Origin of the sequence: Lysinibacillus sp. GbtcB16, assembly GCF_019091145.1 — a bacterium.
GTDB lineage: Bacteria > Bacillota > Bacilli > Bacillales_A > Planococcaceae > Lysinibacillus > Lysinibacillus fusiformis.
Genome location: NZ_JAGXJV010000002.1, coordinates 397,370 through 420,285, shown reverse-complemented (window position 1 = coordinate 420,285; position 22,916 = coordinate 397,370). Strand labels below are relative to the sequence as shown.

Genomic DNA, 22,916 nt, shown 5'->3' with positions numbered 1-22,916 from the left:
TCGGCAGTGTGGTACTTTTCCATATTTATTTTACCGCACGGATGAAAATGCGTTCGCTTTCATATTCGGGTGTTTCGTCTGTAAAATCTGATGTTACTTCCACATCACTAAAGCCGATGTCGCGAAGCCAAGTCATATATTGTTCGATAGGAAACGTGCGTTGAATATGTTCCTCATCAAAGCGTTCATATAAATCACTTGTAGCATCACGCACATAAAAGGTCATTTGATGAATAATCGAATGCTCAAAGTCTCCAGGCTCAGTATGCCATACATAACTAATGTCTCCATCGTCATACGTAAATGGACCATCTAAAAAGATTTCAGTCATTTTAAATAGTGAATGGACATCAAAAAATAGCTGGCCCCCATCTCGTAATGCCTGATAGATCCGTTCTAACGTCGTATAGACTGCTTGCTCCTCTATAACATAATTCAGAGAATCAATGGCAATTGTGACCACATCTACTTCCTCAAAGCCATCGAGCTCATCCATGGACATACAATAAAACGGAGCCTCGTATCCTGTATTAGTAAAACGTTCAGTCGCAATGGAAAGCATTTCTTCTGATAAATCAACGCCGCTGACTTTGTAGCCAGCCTGTGCAAATAACAAGCTAAGCACACCAGTTCCACAACCAATATCCAATAGCTTTTTGTATTGGCCGCTAGGTGCATGCTGTACAACCCAATCTACATAAAGATTGTAAGGAATATCTGCTTGTAGCTCATCATAGACATGGGCGAAGCGTTCGTAACTACTCACTTAGGCCTCTGGCATGTCTAATTGTGGTGCATCGCCCCATAGACGCTCTAAATTATAATAAGCACGCTCATCTTTATGGAATACGTGTGCTACTACATCTCCTAGGTCTACTAGAACCCAACGAGCTCCATCAAAACCTTCGACACGGCGAATTTCATAGCCATCTTTTTCGGCTACATCCTGTAATTCGCGTGCAATTGCTTGCACCTGACGATCAGAGTTACCATGGGCAATGATAAAGTAATCTGCTAAAAGAGAAATTCCTTGCATATTTAAAACGACAATATCCTCACCATGTTTGTCGTCGATCGCTTTGTAAGCTGCTTGTAATAAAGTTGAAGTCATCCTTCACTATCCTCTCTGTTCATCATATCGTTATAACATTCTATTGATAACGGATAAATAGGCTGCCTTGTGTCGATTAAAAATGCCAATGTATGACGGACACATGCACTCATGGCCTTATCCAAATTTTTTTGCGCCTTTTTACGCAGACGATCCACACCATCAAATTGGCGATTTGGTTCAATCATATCTGCGACAAAAATAATTTTTTCTAAACGACTCATATTAGGTCGTCCTGTCGTATGGAAACGAATAGCATTCAACAGCTCATCATCTTTGATGCCGAATTCACTTTCTGCAATATATGCACCAACTGGGCCATGAAGTAGTTCACTGCCCCAGCCAATGAGACGTTCATCTAACTTTTCCGTTCGGACGATTTGCTCCATCCACTCTATTTCTGCATATTTAGCAATATCATGAAGGATTGCAGCTGTCTCAGCCTTTTTCTCATCCTCGCCGTACTTTCGTGCAAGATCGATGGCCGTTTCCATAACACCGATTGTATGAATGTAACGTTTTTCCGGCATTTTGGGCTTAATCGCCGCTAAATACTGTTCGCGTTCCATAAAGACCTTCCTCTCGTATGAACGACTCTACCGCTTCTGGTAGTAAAAGTGTCACCGTTCCTCCAGTTGCCAGACGTTCACGAATCAGCGTGGACGATAAATCGATTTGAGGCACCTCCACCATGCATATAGGGTACTCTGTGATAGCAGCTGTTCCTGGACGCTTGACACCAACAAATTGGACAAGCTCTACTAAGTCATCTATACAATGCCATGTATGTAGCGAATCAATCATATCGCCACCGATAATAAAGTAGAATTTTACAGAAGGTTCCTTTCTACATAATGCCGAAAGTGTCTCATAGGAATAGGATACGCCACCCTTGTCTACCTCATACGACTCTACCGAAAAATTAGGAAATGGGCGAATTGCACGCTCCACCATTTCAAGTCGTTCCACATTACTGGCATCATACCGTGCATGCTTATGTGGCGGTATGGCATTCGGCATAAAGCGTATTTCATCGAGTTGCAACGCATGAAATACTTCATTTGCCATTAATAAATGCCCCATATGTGGAGGATTAAACGTACCTCCTAGTAAACCGACCCTTTTCATCGTCTCACCTTATTTCGTTGCTTTTGGTAATACAATCTTTTTTTGATTGCGTGATTCTTTATATAAAACAACTGTAAGGCCGATTAATTGGACAAGCTCTGCATGTGCACCTTTTGCAAGTGCTTCTGCCACTTCATGTTTATCCTCTTCACAATTATCTAAAATACGCACTTTAATTAGCTCACGTACTTCTAATGCCTCACGAATTTGCTTAGTCATTTCATCATTTACGCCACCTTTTCCCACTTGGAAAATTGGTGATAAATGGTGTGCTTCTGCACGTAAAAAACGTTTTTGTTTACCTGTTAACATAAAAATTAGTTTCCTCCTAATTGCGCCTTTAGCTGCGCAATCATTGAATTTGTATTTGGATAGTTGCCCAACCAGTGCTCAAAAGAGATGGCTCCTTGATGCACAAACATCCCTAAACCTGTCACAATTGTTGCCCCTTTTTCCTCAGCCGCTTGTAAAAAAGGCGTCATTAATGGATTATACACAATATCCGCAACAATTGCTCCTTTCTCAAGACGATTTAAGGAAAATGGCATTGAAAAATTGCCCGTAGCAAGACCTGCCGAAGTCATTTGCACAATGATGCTGAAATCAGCCAATGTCTCTTGCGCTTCCTTTAATGAAATGGCACGGCCAATACCCATTTCATCCACAATAGCTTGGGCATTGGCTACTGTACGATTGGTAATGGTCAAATCATTATAGCCTTGCTGCTGCATAGCAAATGCTATACCTCGAGCAGCGCCACCTGCACCAACAAGTAATACAGGCTTGTCTTTATGAGATGAACCTACTGCTTCTTCTAGTGAACGCACAAAGCCGACACCATCTGTATTAAAGCCTTTCAGCTTTCCGTCTGTTGTTCGTACAACTGTATTCACTGCACCCATTTTTTGCGCCAAATCATCTAGCTCATCTAAATAGGGAATGATTGCTGTTTTATGAGGAATTGTTACATTCCAGCCACTTGTCCCTAAAGTTTTCAAGCCAGCAACTGCTGACTCTAATTGCTCAGAAGATACGTGTATTGGAATATATGTCGCATCTATGGACATTTCCTCAAACCAAGCATTGTGCATGGCTGGTGATTTTGAATGTTCGATCGGATCACCAATAACTGCAAACCACTTCTTCATTTCCTAGTCCCTCTTCTCTCCTGCATCCTTCATCTTCTATATAAGTGATGGACGTATTGAAACTTGTACACCTTTAGGCGCGTATGCTGCTACTACGACATTGGCATGCTGTACAGTAATCCAACCTAGCCCAGAAAATACAACATCTGTTTTCGCTTCTTTGATGGAAAACTCATGGCGAACTAAAGGTGGAAGTTGGTCAATAAACTCTGCAGTCGGTGGTGCCAAAAGTTCTCCCTTATGTTCTGCGTACAGCATTTCTGCCTTCTCAAGCTTTGTTCGGTGAATCGGTAAATCATTTGCCACATGGATGGTAAAGGCAGAACGGTCTCCTTGAATAAAATCAAATCTCGCCAATGCCCCAATAAATAAGGTTTGTCCCGCATTTTGTTGGTAGACTTTCGGCTTGATTTCTTTTTTGGGCATAATGTATTTTAATTCACTTGAATCAATATGATGGGCCATTTGATGGTGATTAATAATACCAGGCGTATCATATAATGCACTTCCATCATCCAATGGAATTTCAATCATATCTAATGTAGTACCTGGGAAATGGGATGTAGTAATAACCTCACCTTCTCCTGTTGCCTGCTTAATAATGCGGTTAATGAATGTGGATTTTCCTACATTGGTACAGCCCACAACATAAACATTTTGCCCTTGTCGATATTCATCAATGGCTTCCATGGCTTCGGCCATTCCCTTACCTTTATGGGCACTTACTAACAGCACATCAACAGGCTGAAGTCCTAACGCTTTTGCTTCGCGTTTTAACCAATTGATAACTTTTTTCGGTTTAACCGATTTCGGTAATAAATCAGCTTTATTCGCAATCAAAAGCACAGGATTCTTCCCTACAAAACGGTGTAGGCCAGGTAGCCAGCTCCCATTAAAATCAAAAATATCAACAATTTTTACGATTAAGCCTTGCTGTGTACCAAGGCCATTTAAAATGCGTAAAAAGTCGTCATCAGTTAATGACACTGGTTGAATTTCATTGTAATTTTTCAAACGGAAGCAACGTTGGCAAATGACCGCATCCTTTTCTAATGATGATGGGGGTGCATACCCAACTGCTGTTTTATCTTCTGTTTGAATTGTTGTACCACAGCCAATACAATTTGGCATTTCAATCATTCTTGTTCCTCCCAAGTTATAATTCCTTTTCGTTTCAAATCATTAAACACTCGACGTTCAATGAATCGATTCAGTTTTGTTACAAGGCCATCAGACTGTGCAACAGGTTTTACTAGCACTGTATGCAAGCCTAAGCGATTCGCACCCATTACATCTGTAAGAAGCTGATCGCCTACCATGACTACTTCATTAGGACGCAAGCCTAATTGAATAAGGGCATTATAAAAAGCATTTCGCAATGGCTTTTTTGCCTTATGAATATATGGAATACCTAAAGGCTCTGCGAAGCGTTTAACACGTGCCTCATTGTTATTAGACGCAATAATAACACGAATACCGGATTCCTTCATGATGCGCAGCCAGATAATCAGTTCCTCTGTTGCATCCTCACGATCCCATTCCACAAGGGTATTATCTAAATCTGTAATGATCCCTCTAATACCTAATTCTTGTAGTTTTTCAGGTGTAATTTCGAAAATATTCGTCACAAATTCGTTTGGTAATAAAAAATTATACAAAATAGCGACCCCTAATCTTAACGTATTATTCGACCATTATAGCATATTTGCAAAGGCTTCACCCATTCGAATTGGGTTGCCCTGAACAACATTTTCCGTAAACTCAATCGAATCCTTTTCGAACAGCATCACAACTGTTGAACCAAATGAGAAATAACCGACTTCCTGCCCTTTATACCAGTGAATTGTTCTATTCGTGAGCACAATGGAATTCACGAAGGTCGCACCCACTTTTATAAACGCTACTTGTTGATTATGTGCAGTTTTCAACTCTGTCACTAAACGGTAATTATGGGAAATTGGCTTTTTACCGTATGTAAGACCTACTTGATTCACAGGATAAGATTTCTGACCAAGCGTATACTGTCTTAGTACTTCCCCATCAATCGGGCTGTGAATACGGTGATAATCAGCAGGACTTAAATAAAAGACAATAAAATGGCCGTCTACATAGTTGGCTGCTCGCTCCGAATGACCAAGTAAATCCTCAAGTGCATATGGCTTACCCTTTACAAGGAAAGTCATATCCCATTCAATCCTTCCAAAGGATTCTACCTTTGCATCTACAGGACTTACATACACCATCGGATTTTTTTCAATCGGTCGTGCTTCTTCTAAAAGCTCTCTTGTAAAAAATTCATGTAAACTTGCAAATTGTTGTTGTTTTTTTGAAACTTCTTCAAGGTTTATATCGTATAACTTCATGTAGCTTGGAATTATACGTTTACTCCACTTAGCTTTCGCAATAGCTTGCAAAAGGTTGGAGGATTGCTTACCATTCGTTAGTTCTATCAAGCGTTGATATAGTTTTTCTTTCATTAGTAAAAACCCCTATCCATTAATTTAGACTGTCAATTTTTTCGCATTCGAAGTATAATGGTACAATATCTTAAGTGCAAAGGAGTGATCCCCCTTGTTTTTTTATCACAAGTTGGTGGATACCACGGTTAAGAAAATGAAATCGCACGCAGCTAACTTCATTACAATTAGTAATATGTCCTTTGGAGGCGCGGCTATAATGGCCACTTTACATGAATACTATAGCTATAGTGTCTTGTTTATCTTTATTGCAGCTCTACTTGATCGCTATGATGGTAAGGTAGCTAGAGCACTCGGACAAGTGTCTGAGTTAGGTAAACAATTAGATTCTATGAGTGATATTATATCATTTGGCGTGGCGCCTGCATTATTAATGTACGAAGTTGTTCTAGTTGATTTTGGTTTTGTCGGCATGATGATGGCCGTCCTGTTTATCGTTTGTGGTGCGATGCGATTAGCCCGCTTTAATATTAGTGAAGCAAATGGCTATTTCACAGGTTTACCTATTACAGCTGCTGGTACGTTCTTAACTTTAACGTATTTTGTAGCGACTACGTTCCATCCGGCCTTTTATCTTTTCCTTTTTCCAATTTTAGCTTTCCTCATGATTAGTACATTTACGTTAAAAAAAGTGTAACAGCACAATTGCTGTTGCACTTTTTTCATTTCCCACAGCTTTGAAACATATACTGTCGAAAAATGGGGAAAGGATGAAATCATTCAATGAGCGGAATTTTTACATCAATGTTGCAGTTATGGCTTGAGATCCCAGCGTTACTTGGCTATTTAAAGGGGCAAACATTCCATAAACCCTTTTCAAAAGAAGAGGAAGCTGCTTGTATTGAACGATTTTTAGGTGGCGACGAGCAAGCACGCCTGGACCTAATAGAACGCAATATGAGGCTCGTCGCGCACGTCGTAAAAAAATTCCATCCAAAACATGAACAACTAGATGATTATATTTCCATCGGGACGATCGGGCTAATGAAAGCAGTAGAAAGCTATACCCCGGACAAAAAAACAAGACTTGCCACATATGCAGCTCGATGTATTGAAAATGAAATTTTGATGCATCTACGCACACAGAAAAAAGTGCAGAAGGATGTCTCTTTATTTGAGCCAATCGGAACAGATAAAGATGGTAATGCGCTTCAAATTCGAGACTTACTCCAATGTGATGAAGAAAGTGCAACCGAGAAAATCGAACATAAAGAGCATGTGGCACAGCTATATCATTACTTGCATATGCTTGATGAACGAGAACTAGAAATTGTGACACTTCGCTATGGATTAAATCAACAAGATGCCCTCACGCAAAAGGAGATTGCAGCTCGCTTAAATATTTCTCGAAGTTATGTATCTCGGATTGAAAAACGGGCACTCATTAAACTCTATCAATTATACAAACGAGACCAAAAGTCAATTGAGTAATATATTGTAAAATGTTCACTAAGAAAATTCAATGTATCTTTGGCGGAGAATGTGCCGATTTTATGGCATAAAAAAAAGCCCTTTGCGACATTGTTATGTCGCAAAGGAACTTTTACATTTCATGAATGTGCGATTCTGATAATTCTGCCGTAATCAATGTACCTATTAAAGTAGTGATAATCACTACACCTACTGTTAATAATAGCATCATGAATGCCTCCCATTCTAATATGAAGAGATTTATTACAGCTAGTGTAGCATTTATACTATTCAATCACTGTGATTTTTCTCACATTAGAAACAACACATTTTGACCGTTTTGTGTATTATAGTGAGGCGATTGCTTGTAAGACAACTTGTGTCGAGTGTTTTGCAGCAACTGGTAAAAACTCATCAAAGCTAATGTTTGACTCTTTACCTGCAATATCTGATAAAGCACGAATTACTACAAAAGGTGTAGCAAATTGATAACAAACTTGCGCAACCGCAGCCGCTTCCATTTCCACCGCTTTCATTTGAGGGAAATGATGACGAACTGCTTCTACACGCACAGGATCATTCATAAATGCATCCCCAGAGCAAATTAGACCAATACCGTATTGATGCTCTCCAACTGCCTTAACAGCTTCCTCTGCTACTTTCATTAATCGTTCATCTGATTTATAAGCTGCTGGCATACCAGCCATTTGTCCAATTTCATAACCAAAAATTGTGACATCCACATCATGGTGACGGACTTCATCCGAAATGACTACAGCTCCCACCTCAAGGGCTTCGTCGTAACCACCTGCAGAGCCTGTATTAATCACAACATCGGGCTTAAACTCATGCAAAAGAATGGTTGTGGACATAGCCGCATTGACTTTACCAATACCACTTTTTAATAACACAACTTCCTTGCCTTCATATGTTCCTGTTGTATATTCACTACCTGCTATCGTTGTACTTTGTGCATTGCTTAAAGATGCTCGTAGTAATTCAACTTCCTGTTCCATTGCCCCAATTACTGCAATTTTCATGTAATGTTACTTCCCTTCTTTATCAACTCTATTAAAAATAATCAAAAGAGTGATTTTCGTCAATAGGCGCCTTCTAATGTATTCAGCTGTTCAAGCTTTACAGGCAACCATCCTTCATTATCCACCCATTCCATACTGACACGGTACATCTGTGTCTTATCTTTTGTTGAAACTGTGGCAATTGAAGAATTAGGACCACCATTATTTTGCATACGCCAAATAATCATATTATCTTGATTAATACCGGTTACACCTGTAACAGTTGCTACTTTTTCAGACCAGTCTACGGATGAAGAATCGTAGGATGATACATGCTGTCCCGTTTGAGTTGTAGGTGTTGGCTGCCAATTTTTATTTGTGATAACTTTCTCTACGTTTGGATTATCTGAAGTTGATTCTTCTGGCTCACCTTGTTCCTGTTGATTTTCTTCAGGTTGTGATCCATGCTCTTCCTCAGCTTGATCTTCTTCTACAGCCAGATCCTTTTCATCCTCTTTCACAGGCTCTTTATCTACTTCTTTGTTGTCATCTTTTTCCTCTTGAGCCGGTTCATCTTTCACTGTTTGTTCTGCATCATCTTGCCATTTAAACACATAAGTTGCTGTGATAATAATTAGTACAACTACTACACCAATTAAAACATTCAATAGTTTATCTAGCTTTTTATTACGAGATGGCTGCAAATGACGACTACTACGAGTTTGTCGTTCACTCATATTTCCTCCCCCTCTCTAGCAAATATTCTATCAAGTTCGACAGCACTTGCAAAACAATTATACTCATTAATTTATTTCGTGGCATTTCAGCCTGAAATATAAAAGCAGCTAGCCTCCCTGAATTAGAAAGACCAGCTGCTTGTCCACTTACATATTATTTAATTGAAACAATCTTAACTTTCATTTCGCCACCAGGTGTTTGAACAGCTACTTCTTCGCCTTCAGCGCGGCCAAGTAAGCCTTTCGCAATTGGTGATTCGTTTGAAATACGGAACTCCATTGGGTCTGCTTCAGCCGAACCTACAATTGTATAAGATTCTTCATCAGTTGATGGTTTACCATTAATAATTTCTACAAATGTAACCGTTTTCCCAAGTGATACCACACTGTTATCTGTCTCATCCTCAGAAATAATCACTGCATTGCGAATCATCGATTTTAAAGTTGAAATACGACCTTCTAAAAAGGCTTGTTCTTCTTTTGCTGAATCATACTCAGCATTCTCAGAAAGATCACCAAAATCACGAGCAATTTTTATACGTTCAACGATTTCTTTACGTGTTTCAGTTTCTAATTTCACTAATTCTTCTTCTAATTTTCGTTTTCCCTCAGCTGTCATAGGGTACTGTTTTTCATTTGCCAAAGTCCTTCACTCCTTGTTTCTTCAATATAAAAACATAAAACTCGACTAAATGCTTGGTAGGTGCATTTAATCGAATTTTATTATTTTTAAACGTTTTTCAAATTACGCTTTGACCTAATAGTATGCATGCTTTTTTTAAATATGCATGTAAATATTGTCAATACCACTCTATCTTATTACAATACGTTGTCGGTTTCAAGAATAGTTTTAATTTTCGTTACCATTAAATCAATCGCTACCTCATTATCCCCACCTTCAGGAATAATGATATCAGCATAACGTTTTGTAGGTTCAATAAATAAATTATGCATTGGTCGAACCGCTGATAAGTATTGATCGATAACTGAATCTGTTGTACGTCCACGTTCTTTAATATCACGCATAATACGACGAATAATTCGTAAATCAGAATCGGTATCTACAAATAATTTAATATCCATTAAATCACGCAGATCGGCATCTTCTAGCACGAGAATTCCTTCTAGAATAATAACATCTACCGGCTCAACATGGATCACTTCTGCTGCTCTAGTATGCTGCACATAATCGTAAACTGGCTTCTCGATTGGCTGTCGCACTAAAAGTTTTTTTATGTGCTGTATTAATAAATCATTATCGAATGCTAACGGATGATCGTAGTTTGTTCCTAATCGCTCTTCAAATGTTAAATGACTTTGATCTTTATAATAAAAGTCTTGTTCAATAACAACAACTGAATGCCCTCGGAAAACATCATAGATGGCGCGTGTCACACTCGTTTTACCTGAGCATGAGCCACCAGCGATACCGATAACAACAGGACGCTTCACTTCCATTAGTTATTCTCCTTTCGCATCATGTTATGCGGCATTAATGGTGTGTCACATTTAAATTTAACTATTTGTAATGGATGACGTGCTGCATCTAGGCTATTGCCATCTTCATCCCAAATTTCTCCCATTGTCAGACGGAAATTCTCGATTTCTGGACCAAAGAACTCTACTTCGTCACCAGGTTTAAAATAATTTCGTTGCTGCATCGTAACCATTTTTGTTTCTGGATCATGTTCTAAAATTAAACCAGCAAATTCATATGTTGTTTTTCGGCCATGAATACCAAACATTTGCTCCTCTGAGCCAGGTGCATCATGGAAAAATGCTTCAGCCGTATCACGGTTTGCACATTTATCTAGCTCCTCTAGCCATTCGCGTTTAATTTTAAAATTATCAGGATCAGCACAGTAAGCATCGATAACTTTGCGGTATACGGATACAACGGTTGCCACATAGTGAATCGATTTCATACGCCCTTCTACTTTTAATGAATCGATACCAAGCTCGATCATATGTGGAATCGCTTCGATTAATTTTAAATCTTTCGGACTCATAGCAAAAGATGCGTGATTATCATCAAACAGTGCTTTTTCTTCCCCATCTTCTAATTCATATAAATCATAATCCCAACGGCATGATTGGCAGCAACCGCCACGGTTAGAGTCACGAGCAGTCATATGGTTAGATAGAACGCAACGGCCAGAATAAGCAATACACATGGCGCCATGAACGAAGGCCTCGATTTCAATATCGACTTTTTCCTTCATCATTTTCATTTCTTCTCCGCCTACCTCACGTGCTAATACAACACGATGTAAGCCTTCTTCCTTCCAGTACTGCACTGCCTTCCAGTTGGACAATGACTGCTGTGTAGAAAGATGAATTTCAAGTTTAGGAGCAGCTGTACGACATGTTTCGATAATTAGTGGGTCCGCAACGATAATACCTGTCACACCTGCCGACTCGATATCTTTTAAATATCGCTCCAAGCCTGCCATATTTTCATTATGTGCAAATATATTTGTCGTTACATAAATTTTCGCACCATATTGATTAGCAAACTCTACCCCTTCACGCATTTCATCTATAGAGAAATTATCTGCATTGGAACGTAGACCAAACTCTCGTCCCCCAATAAATACAGCATCCGCTCCGTAATGCACGGCTACTTTTAATTTTTCTAAGCTACCCGCTGGGGCAAGTAGCTCTGGTTTTTTTGTAATGACACGTTTACCGTCGACAATGTCACGGATTTTGTCATTTTGTTCTAACGCTAATGCCATGTTATTGCCCCCTCTTAGTAAACAGTTTCCTTGAAGATAAAGCCTGTATCTAATGGTCTAATGGCTGGTTGAATATCTTCAATTTTTGCTAATAATTCATCTTTTATGTCATCATATGCTTCTTCGGATTCGTCAAAATATGCATCGATGGCTTTGCGATAGGCCTCAGTCACAGCTACCACATATTCTGGAGTTTGTAGCACACCCTCAATTTTTAGGGCATCGATGCCACCTTCGAATAATTCGCCAAGTTCATCAATAACACACATGTCATTAGGACTAAAAATATGTGTACCGTTTACATCTTCGTAAATTGGATATTTATTATTGCGCTCATCATCGTGTAGGAACATGTTACGATTTTCTTTACGATTTTCAATTTCCATTACTTTATCTTGATATAAGAAATAATGGCCAAGAAGCGGGCGTTTTGATTGGAACATACACGTCATACCATGTACTTGTACTTCAATTTCTAATTCCGCATTTTCTTTAATTTCTAAAACCTCATCAAGAGAAAGCTCACGTGCTAACACTGCCCGAGTCGCACCGCGTTTTCCCCAGTAATTAGCCGTAAACCAGTTTGTTGCAGTCGTCTCAGGATTCCAATGCAATGGAATTGTTACGCCTTGCTCACGACGAATAATTAATACTGCTGGGTCGCCATAAATTAAACGATCCACACCGATACGTTGCATTTCTGTTAAATAGTCGGCAAGTGCCTCCAGTTTTTCATTATGGAAAAGGCCATTCACTGCAACATAAACTTTTTTACCTGCCGCGTGAATGAGCTTCGTTGCCTCTTCCACCTCATCTACTGAGAATTCTCCTGCTAGACGTAGACCAAATTGTTGTTCACCAATAACAAAAGCATCCGCTCCAGCGTCTAAAAGTGCTTTAATATGTTCTAATGATTGTGGTGTCACAAGCAATTCTGGTTTTTTCATAGTAGTCACCTCTTCAAACATAGTAATAAACCGTCACCTACTGGTAAAAAAGCACTGGTGTAATCTGGGTGCTGCATTATCCATTCTGTGAAGTTTTTTAAATTGCGGATCATTGTGCGCTTTCGACGTGGGACATCCTTCAAATCTAGATCTGACAAGCCATGCATATACATATTGTCGATATACAAGACTCCGCCTGATTTTACGAGGGGCGCGTACTTTTCAAAGAATCGCTGATATTGTCCCTTTGCGGCATCGATAAATACTGCATCGAACTCTGTGTCAATGGCCTTATCCTCTACCTCTAAAGCGTCGCCTTCAATGACCTTAATTCGATCAGATACGGTTGACCGTTCAATATAGGCTTTAGCTTTTGTCACACGCTCTATATCGCGTTCAATCGTAACGATATGGACATTTGGTAAAGCTTCTGCCATGCGAATAGCAGAATAACCAATTGCCGTGCCAATTTCTAAAATTTTTTGCGGATTTTGAATGCGCAACAATTGATTTAAAGCATCAATACCTGCAAGTTGCATAATCGGTACATGATTCTCCTCCGCATATGCTTCCATTTCTAAAAGCAATTCATTACGTGGCTGTATAAATGATTGTATATACGCATCTGATAATTCCATTGTTCCACCCTCAATTAAAAGGCAACGTGCATGTAGCCGTTGTCCGTACTTCATCATTTATCAACAAAAAGAAAAAGACCAAACGTGATGTCTTGGTACTTTGCCATACAAAAATGAGCAATTGTTTTTGACATGCTCAAACAATTGCCACCACGCATATTTGTCCCGAATAAACGAATTGATCAAAAATCACACTTTATAATAGCATGAAAATAGAAGGAAAGCTATTTTTCTTTCCTTCTACTTCCTATGTTTGCTCTATGCCATTAACTCTTTGCTAACGCTTATTCTTCTTTTCGTAAATATTTTTCTACTTTCTGTAAATGTTCATCATATGTTTTCGAGAAGTGGTTGACACCCTCTTTATCTGCTAAGAAATAGAAATAATCTGTTTGACTAGGGTTTAATGTCGCCTCAATAGAAGTCTTTCCAGCACCCGCAATTGGGCCTGGTGGTAGGCCTTTATTTTTGTAAGTATTATAGGCATTATCTACTTCTAGGTCTTCATACAGCACACGATCTTTATGATCACCAAGCGCATATAAAACAGTTGGGTCTGTTTGTAGTGGCATCCCTTCATCAATACGATTATAGAAGACACTTGCTATTGTCTCTCGATCTGTTTGAGCCGTAGCTTCTTCTTCCAATAATGATGCAAATGTTAACAGTTGGTGAACGGACATTTGTTTTTCCACTAAAACATCACTGTAATTTTTCACCACATTGTTCATAGCCCCTATCATTTCTTCAACAATCGCTTCTAGAGATGGTTTCTCCTCATAGTACGAGTAAGTTGCTGGATATAAATAGCCTTCTAAATCATAGCGAATATTGTCAGCTAACACTGCATCCGTTACGAGCTCAGGGTAGTTGGCCATCATTTGTTGTACAAATGTGTCACTCGTTACTAAATCCATAAATTCCTTTTGTGTATATGGCGTTTTCTTTTCAATAACTTTCCCAATTTGCTCAATTGTTAAGCCTTCAGGAATCGTCATTGTAAAGACAGGTTTTCGGTATACCTTCCCTGTTTTTAAACTTTCAATAAGTTCATCAAATGTCATCGCTTGCGTTAAATCGTAATTGCCCGCTTGGAATTGAGACTCGTTTTTAAATTTTGCATAATATTTAAAAACACGTGCATCTTTAATAACACCTTTTTTCTCTAATAATGTAGAAATAGAACTTAAGCTAGAACCGATTGGTACTTCTACTGCAATTGCTTTTGTCGCGTCAGGATCTAGTGGTTTTAAAGCACCCTTAACATAATTGTACCCGAATAAACCGACAATCCCTATAACGAGGACAAAAACAATTGCCACAATGGCAACGATTTTTCTCACGATTTTTACCTCTGATTTTTTTTCCTGCATTTTTGAAAACATTTCTTGTTTTTTAGTACCGTTATCCACGGGTTTCCCCCCTATCACTATCCAATATCATACTAGAAATCAACTATCACGACAAACAGAAATCGACAATTCAGGAGAATTTGCATATATAAAAAAATCTGCTAGCTATTTTTTCCAGCAGATTGTCTTGCTAAAAACTTTAATAGTATCACTTTACAATACTATCAGACTGTCATAATTGCTCTTCTAAGATGTTCGATTATTGTAATAGAAATGTTTAAACTTGATGGTAAGATTCTTTACTAAAACAAAAAAATCCGAGTGGCTACTAACCACTCAGAGTTCTTATAGTTCGTTTAATATATCTTCAACGTACACCCATTCTTCATCTGTTTCTATTGGTAATAACTCTTCAATAGAACCATCGTTTCCAGCCAGATATTGAGCCGCGAAAATTTCACGCTCATCCATTGGCTCATCTGTCGCGGGCACATATAATACATACGATTTACCGAATTGCTCGGATGCAAAAGTATGAATTACCTCACAAACTTGATCCGTTCCATCTTCATTTGTCACGGTAATAAGCTGTGGCTCTTCTTCAAATTCATCTAGAAGTGTTAATACCACCTCATTAATCATTTCCCATTCAGCATCCGTTTCGACAGGCTGTAGATTGGTCATCTCGCCGTTGTTATCGTCATAATCGAAAGTCATCGCTGATAGATCTCCTGGAATTTCTTCACCATTGGCATCCAACAAAGAAAATAGCACATAGGATTTATCCTCTGCATCAAATGTAAAGACCACATGGCAACGTTGTTCCTTCCCATTTTCATCGATTATCATAAATTCTTGTGTTTCTTCATTCATTCGATTATCTCCTTCTGACAGTTTAATGTCATTTACTTAAGTAGTTACTTCTACACGTACTAAATATCTTCGAGCAGAATCTCACCATTATTCGGATATTTACATACTTTCAATAAAAAAGGAACAAGGACTGCAAGCTGCGATCCTTGTTCCAAGCTTTAAGAAAGAAGATTATTCTTATTCTTCGTCTTCATCTTCTAAAGCGTTTAATACGTCTTCTACCATATCCCATTCTGCTTCAGTTTCAATAGGTGTTAGTTCACCATCTTCACCGTTTTCAGACGGTACGAATGAAGAAACGAAAATTTCAACTGAGCCATCTTCATCTTCTTCTGCGCCTACCATTGAGTAAAATACGTATGATTTTCCAAACTCTGGAGATTCATGTACGTGAATCACTTCACAAAGCTGTTCATTTCCGTTTTCATCAATCACTGTAATGTGTTGAACGTGTAATTCTTCTTCATGGTTATGCTCGTTTGCCATGTATAGTCACCTCATCAATTAATTTTTGCTATCTAAATAGCCTTGTAAAATCATCACAGCTGCCATTTTATCAATGACTTGCTTGCGCTTTTTGCGACTCACATCTGCTTCGATTAGCATACGTTCCGCTGCCATCGTTGTTAAACGTTCATCCCATAATTTAACCGGTAGTGAGAACGTTTCTTCCAATAACGTTTTATAGTTTTCAGAAGCCTCTCCACGCGGTCCAACCGTATTATTCATGTTTTTCGGGAAGCCTACAACAAATTCTGTTATTGCGTATTCCTTTACTAGCTCAGCGATACGATCGATACCGAACTCGCCATTAGCCTCATCAATTTTTACGGTTTCAATACCTTGGGCAGTCCAACCAAGTGCGTCACTGACAGCAACGCCAACGGTTTTCGACCCAACGTCTAATCCCATAATTCTCATTTCTAGTCCTCGTTATTCTTTTTGATATAAAATTTAACAAGCTCTTCTAGAATTTCGTCACGCTCAAGCTTGCGAATTAAATTACGAGCATCCTGATGGCGAGGAATATACGCCGGATCACCAGAAAGTAAGTAACCAACAATCTGATTGATAGGGTTATATCCCTTTTCCTCTAATGAAGAATGAACTTTCAACATTACCTGCTTGACTTCCTGTTCCATTGATTCTTCTGGAAAATTAAATTTCATCGTTTGATCAAATGAACTCATGACCAGCACCTCGCTTTCAGAAATAAGGAGATGTGCGAACAAGCTCATCTCCAATTTCTCTTTATTATAACATGTTTTGGTGAATTAATTAAATGGATTTAACATAATCATACACAGAAAGTAGTGCTTCATCAAGTTTTGAAGCTTCTTTTGCTCCTGCCATCGCCATATCCGGACGACCGCCACCTTTACCACCACAAGCTTCTGCAACCATTTTAACGATATTTCCAGCATGGTAATTGCCACCAACTAATTCTTTTGATACTCCAGCACATAGCATAACCTTATCGCCATCCACTGCTCCAAGAACGATAACAGCCTTTGGCATTTTCGCCTTCAAATCATCCATCATCTGACGCAGTTGGTTATTGTCTTTTGCTTCTACCTTTGTAGAAAGAACTGTGACATCTCCAATTGTTTGTGCTGCATCAACAATTGCCCCAGCCTGAGCATTGGCAATTTTTTGAGATAATGCTTCATTGTCACGTTGTAATTCTTTGTAGTCACCTTGTAAGGCTTGTACTTTTGTTACGATATCTTTAGGATTTGCTTTTAACAATGCTGCTGCATCATTTAAAAGAGCTTCTTCTTCTTTGACTACTTCATAAGCCACTTTACCTGTAACAGCTTCAATACGACGAGTACCCGCACCAATTCCACCTTCTGAAACAATTTTAAAGAAACCAATTTCAGAAGAACGTTTTACATGGATACCACCGCATAGCTCGATGGAATAGTCTCCGATTGAAACGACACGTACAACATCGCCATATTTTTCGCCGAATAAAGCCATTGCACCCATTACTTTCGCTTTATCGATGGCCATTTCTTCAATAACGACCTCTATATCATCCCACACTTTTTCATTTACAATACGTTCAATTTGCTGTAATTCCTCTTTAGTCACTTGACCAAAGTGAGAGAAGTCAAAGCGTAAACGATCAGGGCCTACATATGATCCAGCTTGGTTGACATGATCACCTAATACATCTTTTAACGCACGTTGCATAATATGTGTCGCTGTATGGTTTTTAATAATTAAATTGCGATCATCACGATTAACAATTGCTTGGACAGCATCTTCCACATGCATTTCACCTGATTCAACAACTACTGTATGGAGTGGCTGACCATTTGGTGCCTTTTGAACATCCTTTACTACAGCGGTGAAGCTATCATTAGAAATGATACCGCTATCGGCAATTTGACCACCCATTTCAGCATAGAATGGTGTTTGAGCTAAAATAACTAAAGCTTCTTGGCCTTCAGATGCTACTTTTTCTACTTGACCATTCACAATCATTGCAGCAATTTCAGTTTTAGCTACTAATGTGTCAAAGCCAACAAATTCGCTGGCAACCGTTAAGTTTGCTAATACTTCATTTTGTACTTGCATAGAGTCAACATCTTGACGAGCTGCACGCGCACGTTCACGTTGTTCCTCCATCGCCGTTTCGAAGCCTTCATGATCGACTTTCATTCCTACTTCTTCTGCATATTCTTCCGTTAACTCGATTGGGAAACCGTAAGTATCATATAAACGGAAAGCATCTGCTCCTGGGATAAAATCATGACCAGCCGCTTTTTGTGATTCTGCTACTTCATTAAAAATTGCAAGACCACCATCTAATGTTTCATGGAAACGAATTTCTTCATTCTTAATAACACGTTGAATAAATTCACTTTTTTCCGTTACCTCTGGATAGAAGCCTTCCATGATTTTGCCCACTGTTGGGACCAATTCAAACATAAATGGTTTCTCAATACCAATTTGTTTTGCATAGCGTACAGCACGACGTAGTAAGCGGCGTAATACATAGCCACGGCCTTCGTTTGAAGGAAGGGCACCGTCACCAATAGCAAACGCTACCGTACGAATGTGGTCTGCAATAACTTTAAATGGCGTATTTATATCTTCTTCAGAGCCAAAGATTTCATTTAAATCTACTTCACTTGGGCGTTTGTATTTACGGTTGGCAAATTCCTCAATTTTTTCAATGATAGGCATGAATAAATCCGTATCGAAATTCGTTGGTACATTTTGAACCACGGAGACAATACGTTCTAGTCCCATACCAGTATCAATATTTTGCTTTGGCAGTGGTGTATACGTACCATCAGGATTATGGTTGAATTGAGAGAACACTAGGTTCCAAATTTCTAGATAACGTTCATTTTCCCCGCCTGGATACATTTCTGGATCATTTTCGTCTGAGCCATATTCTACGCCGCGGTCATAGAAAATCTCTGAGTTTGGACCAGATGGACCTTCACCAATATCCCAAAAGTTCCCCTCTAAACGAATTAAACGTTCTTCAGGAATACCAATTTCTTGATGCCAAACATCATATGCTTCCTGATCTTCAGGATGGATAGTGATAGATAGTAATTCAGGATTAAAGCCCATCCACTTTTTATCCGTTAAAAATTCCCAAGCATAATGAATAGCTTCTTTTTTGAAGTAATCCCCAATAGAAAAGTTTCCTAGCATTTCAAAGAAAGTATGATGACGCGCCGTTTTACCTACATTTTCAATATCGTTAGTACGAATTGATTTTTGTGCATTTGTAATTCGAGGGTTGTCAGGAATAACACGACCGTCAAAATACGGTTTAAGTGTAGCAACACCTGAGTTAATCCAAAGTAGGGATGGATCATTGATTGGCACTAGAGGCGCAGACGGTTCATGGTGATGCCCCTTTTCTTTAAAAAATTCCAAATACATTTGACGAATATCTACTGCTTTCATTGGATAAATTCCTCCTAGTTTATATTGTAAAATCACGATATGAATCAGACCTTGACGCCCTATCTATTCCCTGCAAACAAATATTGGTACCAACCACTATAATTGGAATTATTTTACTAAATGAAAATAAAAAAGCCCTCATCCCCAAAAAGGGACGAGGACTTATCATCTGTCTCGCGGTACCACCCTAGTTGTAAGTAAACATTCTTACTTACCTCTTTAGCACTTGTAACGTCAGTGAACGGCAGGGATTAACTGCACTCCGGAGTAGCTTTCGGTATTTGCACTGTGAGGATTTTTTCAGCCAAGAAATCCCTTTCTTCTACACGTGCAATTACGTACTTTTTCCATCGTCGTGTTTACTTTTTCTAACGAAATTATAAGAAAAATCTATTCACCTGTCAATTGGCACTACTACGACAAATCATAACTAAGCAATCATTCTTCTGAAGTATGCCCACATTCCCCATGTAAATAACACTAAAAAGGCACTCAGCGCAATCGTAGTAATAGGTGAATCTTGATAAGGTAATGGTACATTCATGCCAAAGAAGCTAGTAATAACAGTTAAAGGCAACATAATTGTAGAAATAACGGTTAATAAGTTCAGCTTTTCAATAGACTTGCCACTAATAATCGAGTAATACGTATCTAATGTGCTGTTGACTAAGTCTCGATACGTTTCAGTGGAGTCGACAATCCGCTCAAGATGATCATTTAAATCCTTATAGAAAGGGATATTTTCCTCTTGTATATCAAATTTCCATTGGCCATTAATTGTAGAAAAAATTCTTCGTTGTGGCATGATAGCCTGACGAATTAAAATAATTGTTCGTTTTAAAGAAAGGAATTCTTCTGTTACTACTTTCGGTTGATAATCATAAACTTCTTCTTCTAGCTCATCAATCCGTGCTCGAATTCGCTCTAATACAGGGAAATACTCATCTGTAATTCCATCAATAATCGTATGCAATAAAAAATCAGTGCCTTTTTCCAAATATTTCGCACTATTTAAACAAACTTGTTCTATATGGCCAAGCCATTGTAATTTTTGTTTATGGACCGTAACAATATAATTGGGTCCCATAAAAATATTTAACTCGACCGTTGTAATTTCATTGTTACTTTTTTCATTGTAGATAGGTGCATGGAAAACGAAAAATTTATAATCCCCATAACTATCCATTTTCGGGCGTGAGCCTTCATGTAAGCAATCTTCCACTGCTAGTGGATGAAAGCCAAATACATCTGCTATATTATTTAATTCATTATGACTATACGCATATAAATCCACCCATAATAAATCCTCGCTATGAATGGGAAGTCGTAAATCATTCATATTGAAATCGTGTTGAACTGTTTTGCTATTGTGATTGAAATAGTGAATTTTAATCATGATACTTCACCTCGTGTTTTATTATAAAAAGTAACAAAAGGTCATTTTTTAAAACCTTCTGTCGGTGCCGGCGATAAGAAACGACGGCTGTCTCCATAAATGCTGACTACCTACCTCATACTTACTCGGTTCAGGACTACTATCCATTTCTCATCACCTTCCTTTCATAACAAAAACACGCCTTCTAGGAATGAAGGCGTGTTGAATACACATATCAAAAAAACAGCAAAAAAACTTTGCATATTTGTTACCTTCAAACGTTGAGTTTTAGCACTATGCGGCATAGGAAATTATCCAGCTACGTTAAAAAACACCTTATTTCGATGATTTCTGTTGACCCATTGGCGTCTCTCGACATTTTTGGGTAGTAGCGTATCTCCACATAGGAGCCTCACCTAACGAAGGGAGTCTTATTTTTTTATTCCTGTACATAATAACGGATAGTTTCACAACTGTCAAACTTTTAATCAATCATTTTTCAAAAAGTCTTCTACTCTTTGTACTAAATGATCGCGCTTATACGATTGATAGAGTAGGCTTGACAGACGAACAGGATCGCCAAAGAAAAATCGTTCATACAGCGTTTGCCTTGTGCCAAAATTACTCATCGTTAAATCCCAAGCTAAACGGAATTTTTTAACTCGTTCCTCCCCTTTGTCTTGAAATGATTGCAGATAATGATCAAGATCCCCATCATCCGTTGCAAAAGCTTTTGCACTCGGTATGGACATTAATCCACTTGCTCCAAGTAGCTGGATGATATCTGTAAAGGTAGGATATACTTTCGGGAAAATATGAATAGCGACCTGTAATGTCGATAGGTCTGGTCTTATAAAGCCAAAGGAATCCCTTTGTGCCTCAATTTCTGATTTTAATTGCAGTGCTTTCATCGTTTCTAATGCTACGATGACATCTACCACTTTTTGATGGACATGCTGGTAATCCCCGATATTTATGGTATCCACAATCGTTTGTACAACCCCTAGGATGAATTCGGTCTTAGCAATTTGACGTGACAGCACATGATGCAATGTATACGCTTGGAAGCCACTAACATTCATAAATTGATTGGCTACTTCAACATTTTCATAATAAAATACACGCTCCCATGGAACAACTACATCATCAAAAACAACAATCGCATCCATTTCTTCAAAGCGTGCACTTAAAGGATGATCAAACCTAGAATCTCCTCCGACAAAAGATTGCCGACATAAAAACTTTAAGCCCTTTGTGTTACTCGGTATAGAAAAGCCAAAACCTTTTCCTTCATCATAGCCATTTGTTGATAGAACAAGAAGTTCATCCGTTATTCCTCCCTGTGTGGCTAGTAATCTAGCTCCTTTAATGACTAAGCCCTCGCCCGTTTTTGCAACAATTTTAGCAGCTATCGTTACTTCTTCATCCTCATAGTAATAACGCTTGCGGTTTACTTGCGGCTCTATAAAGGTATGTGTCATGGAAATATCATTCTCACGGGCATATTCATAAAACTTCAGCAAATGGTCTGGAAAACAATTTGGCTTATCTTTCAAAAAGTTCGATGCTGATGCCAAAGCCATCAATGTCGTATTCATGTAGTCAGGACTTCTTCCCATCAAACCGTTTGTTTGTAAAGCCCATTCTCTTGCGGCCAAACGTCTTTTTACTAGATCCTCGGGACTCATGACTTGAAGGAAAGACATGCCGACTCTCTCTTTGCTAGTTGGCGATTCATATGTCATTTTTTCAAGATATGCTTCTTGATGTTGTAGATCAAAAAGCTTTGCCTGACTTTGCATGATTCCCTTAAATGCAGGATGTTCTGACACCTTGCCCGTCACAACTTCCCCATCAATTGAAATATACGTATTTAAAGCATCGATACGTTCCATATACTGCTGTCCTGTCATTATTGGCATGTTGTCACTCCTAAACATTTCCTATGTTTTTGTACTTATGTAGTATATGAAATGTCCAAATATTAGGTGACGATACAGCGTATTAGAAAACCCGATTAGGAA

General features: G+C 38.7%; 26 protein-coding genes, 1 riboswitch and 1 other annotated feature. Of the genes, 2 read left to right on the top strand and 24 right to left on the bottom strand.

Annotated elements, in window-relative coordinates; genetic code table 11:
- Positions 1-25: 25 nt before the first annotated feature.
- Genes KVT27_RS13940 through KVT27_RS13900 form a run of 9 tightly spaced genes read right to left on the bottom strand, consistent with a single transcriptional unit; the run spans position 26 to position 5,864 of the window.
- Positions 26-766, bottom strand: a complete 741-nt coding sequence (locus KVT27_RS13940) for a class I SAM-dependent DNA methyltransferase (RefSeq protein ID WP_217581478.1) — start codon at positions 764-766, stop codon at positions 26-28.
- Complete coding sequence (gene rsfS, locus KVT27_RS13935) at positions 767-1,111, bottom strand: ribosome silencing factor (RefSeq protein ID WP_008180916.1); 345 nt, start codon at positions 1,109-1,111, stop codon at positions 767-769.
- Positions 1,108-1,680 (bottom strand): bis(5'-nucleosyl)-tetraphosphatase (symmetrical) YqeK, encoded by a 573-nt coding sequence (yqeK, locus tag KVT27_RS13930; RefSeq protein ID WP_217581477.1) that lies wholly within the window; start codon positions 1,678-1,680, stop codon positions 1,108-1,110. Before yqeK ends, rsfS begins: the two co-directional genes overlap by 4 nt.
- A complete protein-coding gene (locus tag KVT27_RS13925; RefSeq protein WP_036127251.1) occupies positions 1,649-2,239 on the bottom strand; it encodes a nicotinate-nucleotide adenylyltransferase in 591 nt (196 codons plus the stop codon). Before KVT27_RS13925 ends, yqeK begins: the two co-directional genes overlap by 32 nt.
- A gap of 9 nt (positions 2,240-2,248) precedes the next feature.
- Entirely contained in the window at positions 2,249-2,551 is a 303-nt protein-coding gene (yhbY, locus tag KVT27_RS13920; RefSeq protein WP_008180921.1) for a ribosome assembly RNA-binding protein YhbY, read from the bottom strand.
- 5 nt (positions 2,552-2,556) lie between these two features.
- Positions 2,557-3,387: a shikimate dehydrogenase gene (aroE, locus tag KVT27_RS13915; RefSeq protein WP_217581476.1), complete on the bottom strand. Its 831-nt coding sequence runs from the start codon at positions 3,385-3,387 to the stop codon at positions 2,557-2,559.
- A gap of 36 nt (positions 3,388-3,423) precedes the next feature.
- Entirely contained in the window at positions 3,424-4,527 is a 1,104-nt protein-coding gene (gene yqeH, locus KVT27_RS13910) for a ribosome biogenesis GTPase YqeH (protein ID WP_036149193.1), read from the bottom strand.
- Entirely contained in the window at positions 4,524-5,045 is a 522-nt protein-coding gene (locus KVT27_RS13905) for a YqeG family HAD IIIA-type phosphatase (RefSeq protein WP_036127255.1), read from the bottom strand. The genes yqeH and KVT27_RS13905 overlap by 4 nt, the downstream gene beginning before the upstream one ends.
- Before the next feature lie 36 nt (positions 5,046-5,081).
- Positions 5,082-5,864 carry a phosphatidylserine decarboxylase gene (locus KVT27_RS13900; protein WP_036127257.1) on the bottom strand — a complete coding sequence of 261 codons (783 nt, stop codon included), beginning with the start codon at positions 5,862-5,864 and terminating at the stop codon, positions 5,082-5,084.
- A 136-nt stretch (positions 5,865-6,000) separates the two neighbouring features.
- Between KVT27_RS13900 and pssA the strand changes: the two genes are divergently transcribed.
- Together pssA and sigK are read left to right on the top strand one after the other, a co-directional pair.
- The gene (pssA, locus tag KVT27_RS13895; RefSeq protein WP_008180930.1) at positions 6,001-6,501 is read left to right on the top strand and encodes a CDP-diacylglycerol--serine O-phosphatidyltransferase; all 501 of its coding nucleotides are present in this window, start codon (positions 6,001-6,003) and stop codon (positions 6,499-6,501) included.
- Positions 6,502-6,587: 86 nt separating this feature from the next.
- Positions 6,588-7,295: an RNA polymerase sporulation sigma factor SigK gene (sigK, locus tag KVT27_RS13890; protein ID WP_008180932.1), complete on the top strand. Its 708-nt coding sequence runs from the start codon at positions 6,588-6,590 to the stop codon at positions 7,293-7,295.
- A 326-nt stretch (positions 7,296-7,621) separates the two neighbouring features.
- On the opposite strand, the gene mtnN is transcribed toward sigK, so the two are convergent.
- The 15 genes from mtnN to hpaB form a co-directional block, all read right to left on the bottom strand.
- Positions 7,622-8,314, bottom strand: coding sequence for a 5'-methylthioadenosine/S-adenosylhomocysteine nucleosidase (mtnN, locus tag KVT27_RS13880; protein ID WP_036127262.1), 693 nt, complete (start codon positions 8,312-8,314; stop codon positions 7,622-7,624).
- 59 nt (positions 8,315-8,373) lie between these two features.
- Positions 8,374-9,030 (bottom strand): YrrS family protein, encoded by a 657-nt coding sequence (locus KVT27_RS13875; protein ID WP_036127264.1) that lies wholly within the window; start codon positions 9,028-9,030, stop codon positions 8,374-8,376.
- 154 nt (positions 9,031-9,184) lie between these two features.
- Complete coding sequence (greA, locus tag KVT27_RS13870; protein WP_008180941.1) at positions 9,185-9,673, bottom strand: transcription elongation factor GreA; 489 nt, start codon at positions 9,671-9,673, stop codon at positions 9,185-9,187.
- A gap of 176 nt (positions 9,674-9,849) precedes the next feature.
- Positions 9,850-10,488, bottom strand: coding sequence for a uridine kinase (gene udk / locus KVT27_RS13865; RefSeq protein ID WP_025114351.1), 639 nt, complete (start codon positions 10,486-10,488; stop codon positions 9,850-9,852).
- On the bottom strand, positions 10,488-11,768 hold the full coding sequence (locus KVT27_RS13860; RefSeq protein WP_008180945.1) for a peptidase U32 family protein: 1,281 nt from the start codon (positions 11,766-11,768) through the stop codon (positions 10,488-10,490). Before KVT27_RS13860 ends, udk begins: the two co-directional genes overlap by 1 nt.
- Positions 11,769-11,782: 14 nt before the next feature.
- Positions 11,783-12,715, bottom strand: coding sequence for a peptidase U32 family protein (locus KVT27_RS13855; protein WP_036127266.1), 933 nt, complete (start codon positions 12,713-12,715; stop codon positions 11,783-11,785).
- Between the two features lie 5 nt (positions 12,716-12,720).
- The gene (locus KVT27_RS13850; RefSeq protein WP_036127267.1) at positions 12,721-13,353 is read right to left on the bottom strand and encodes an O-methyltransferase; all 633 of its coding nucleotides are present in this window, start codon (positions 13,351-13,353) and stop codon (positions 12,721-12,723) included.
- Positions 13,354-13,637: 284 nt separating this feature from the next.
- A complete protein-coding gene (gene mltG, locus KVT27_RS13845) occupies positions 13,638-14,765 on the bottom strand; it encodes an endolytic transglycosylase MltG (protein ID WP_036127268.1) in 1,128 nt (375 codons plus the stop codon).
- 285 nt (positions 14,766-15,050) lie between these two features.
- Positions 15,051-15,578 carry a DUF1292 domain-containing protein gene (locus tag KVT27_RS13840; protein ID WP_036127275.1) on the bottom strand — a complete coding sequence of 176 codons (528 nt, stop codon included), beginning with the start codon at positions 15,576-15,578 and terminating at the stop codon, positions 15,051-15,053.
- 177 nt (positions 15,579-15,755) lie between these two features.
- Positions 15,756-16,064, bottom strand: coding sequence for a DUF1292 domain-containing protein (locus KVT27_RS13835; RefSeq protein ID WP_036127277.1), 309 nt, complete (start codon positions 16,062-16,064; stop codon positions 15,756-15,758).
- Between the two features lie 18 nt (positions 16,065-16,082).
- Positions 16,083-16,499, bottom strand: coding sequence for a Holliday junction resolvase RuvX (gene ruvX / locus KVT27_RS13830; protein ID WP_008180957.1), 417 nt, complete (start codon positions 16,497-16,499; stop codon positions 16,083-16,085).
- Between the two features lie 2 nt (positions 16,500-16,501).
- Positions 16,502-16,768, bottom strand: a complete 267-nt coding sequence (locus KVT27_RS13825) for an IreB family regulatory phosphoprotein (RefSeq protein ID WP_004226839.1) — start codon at positions 16,766-16,768, stop codon at positions 16,502-16,504.
- Between the two features lie 88 nt (positions 16,769-16,856).
- Positions 16,857-19,517, bottom strand: a complete 2,661-nt coding sequence (gene alaS, locus KVT27_RS13820) for an alanine--tRNA ligase (protein ID WP_217581475.1) — start codon at positions 19,515-19,517, stop codon at positions 16,857-16,859.
- A gap of 147 nt (positions 19,518-19,664) precedes the next feature.
- Positions 19,665-19,880 (bottom strand) — a binding site (T-box leader).
- Positions 19,881-19,947: 67 nt separating this feature from the next.
- Complete coding sequence (gene corA, locus KVT27_RS13815) at positions 19,948-20,913, bottom strand: magnesium/cobalt transporter CorA (RefSeq protein WP_036127283.1); 966 nt, start codon at positions 20,911-20,913, stop codon at positions 19,948-19,950.
- 245 nt (positions 20,914-21,158) lie between these two features.
- A riboswitch (M-box (ykoK) riboswitch) is annotated at positions 21,159-21,323 on the bottom strand.
- A 57-nt stretch (positions 21,324-21,380) separates the two neighbouring features.
- On the bottom strand, positions 21,381-22,814 hold the full coding sequence (gene hpaB, locus KVT27_RS13810) for a 4-hydroxyphenylacetate 3-monooxygenase, oxygenase component (protein ID WP_208705578.1): 1,434 nt from the start codon (positions 22,812-22,814) through the stop codon (positions 21,381-21,383).
- Positions 22,815-22,916 lie beyond the last annotated feature (102 nt).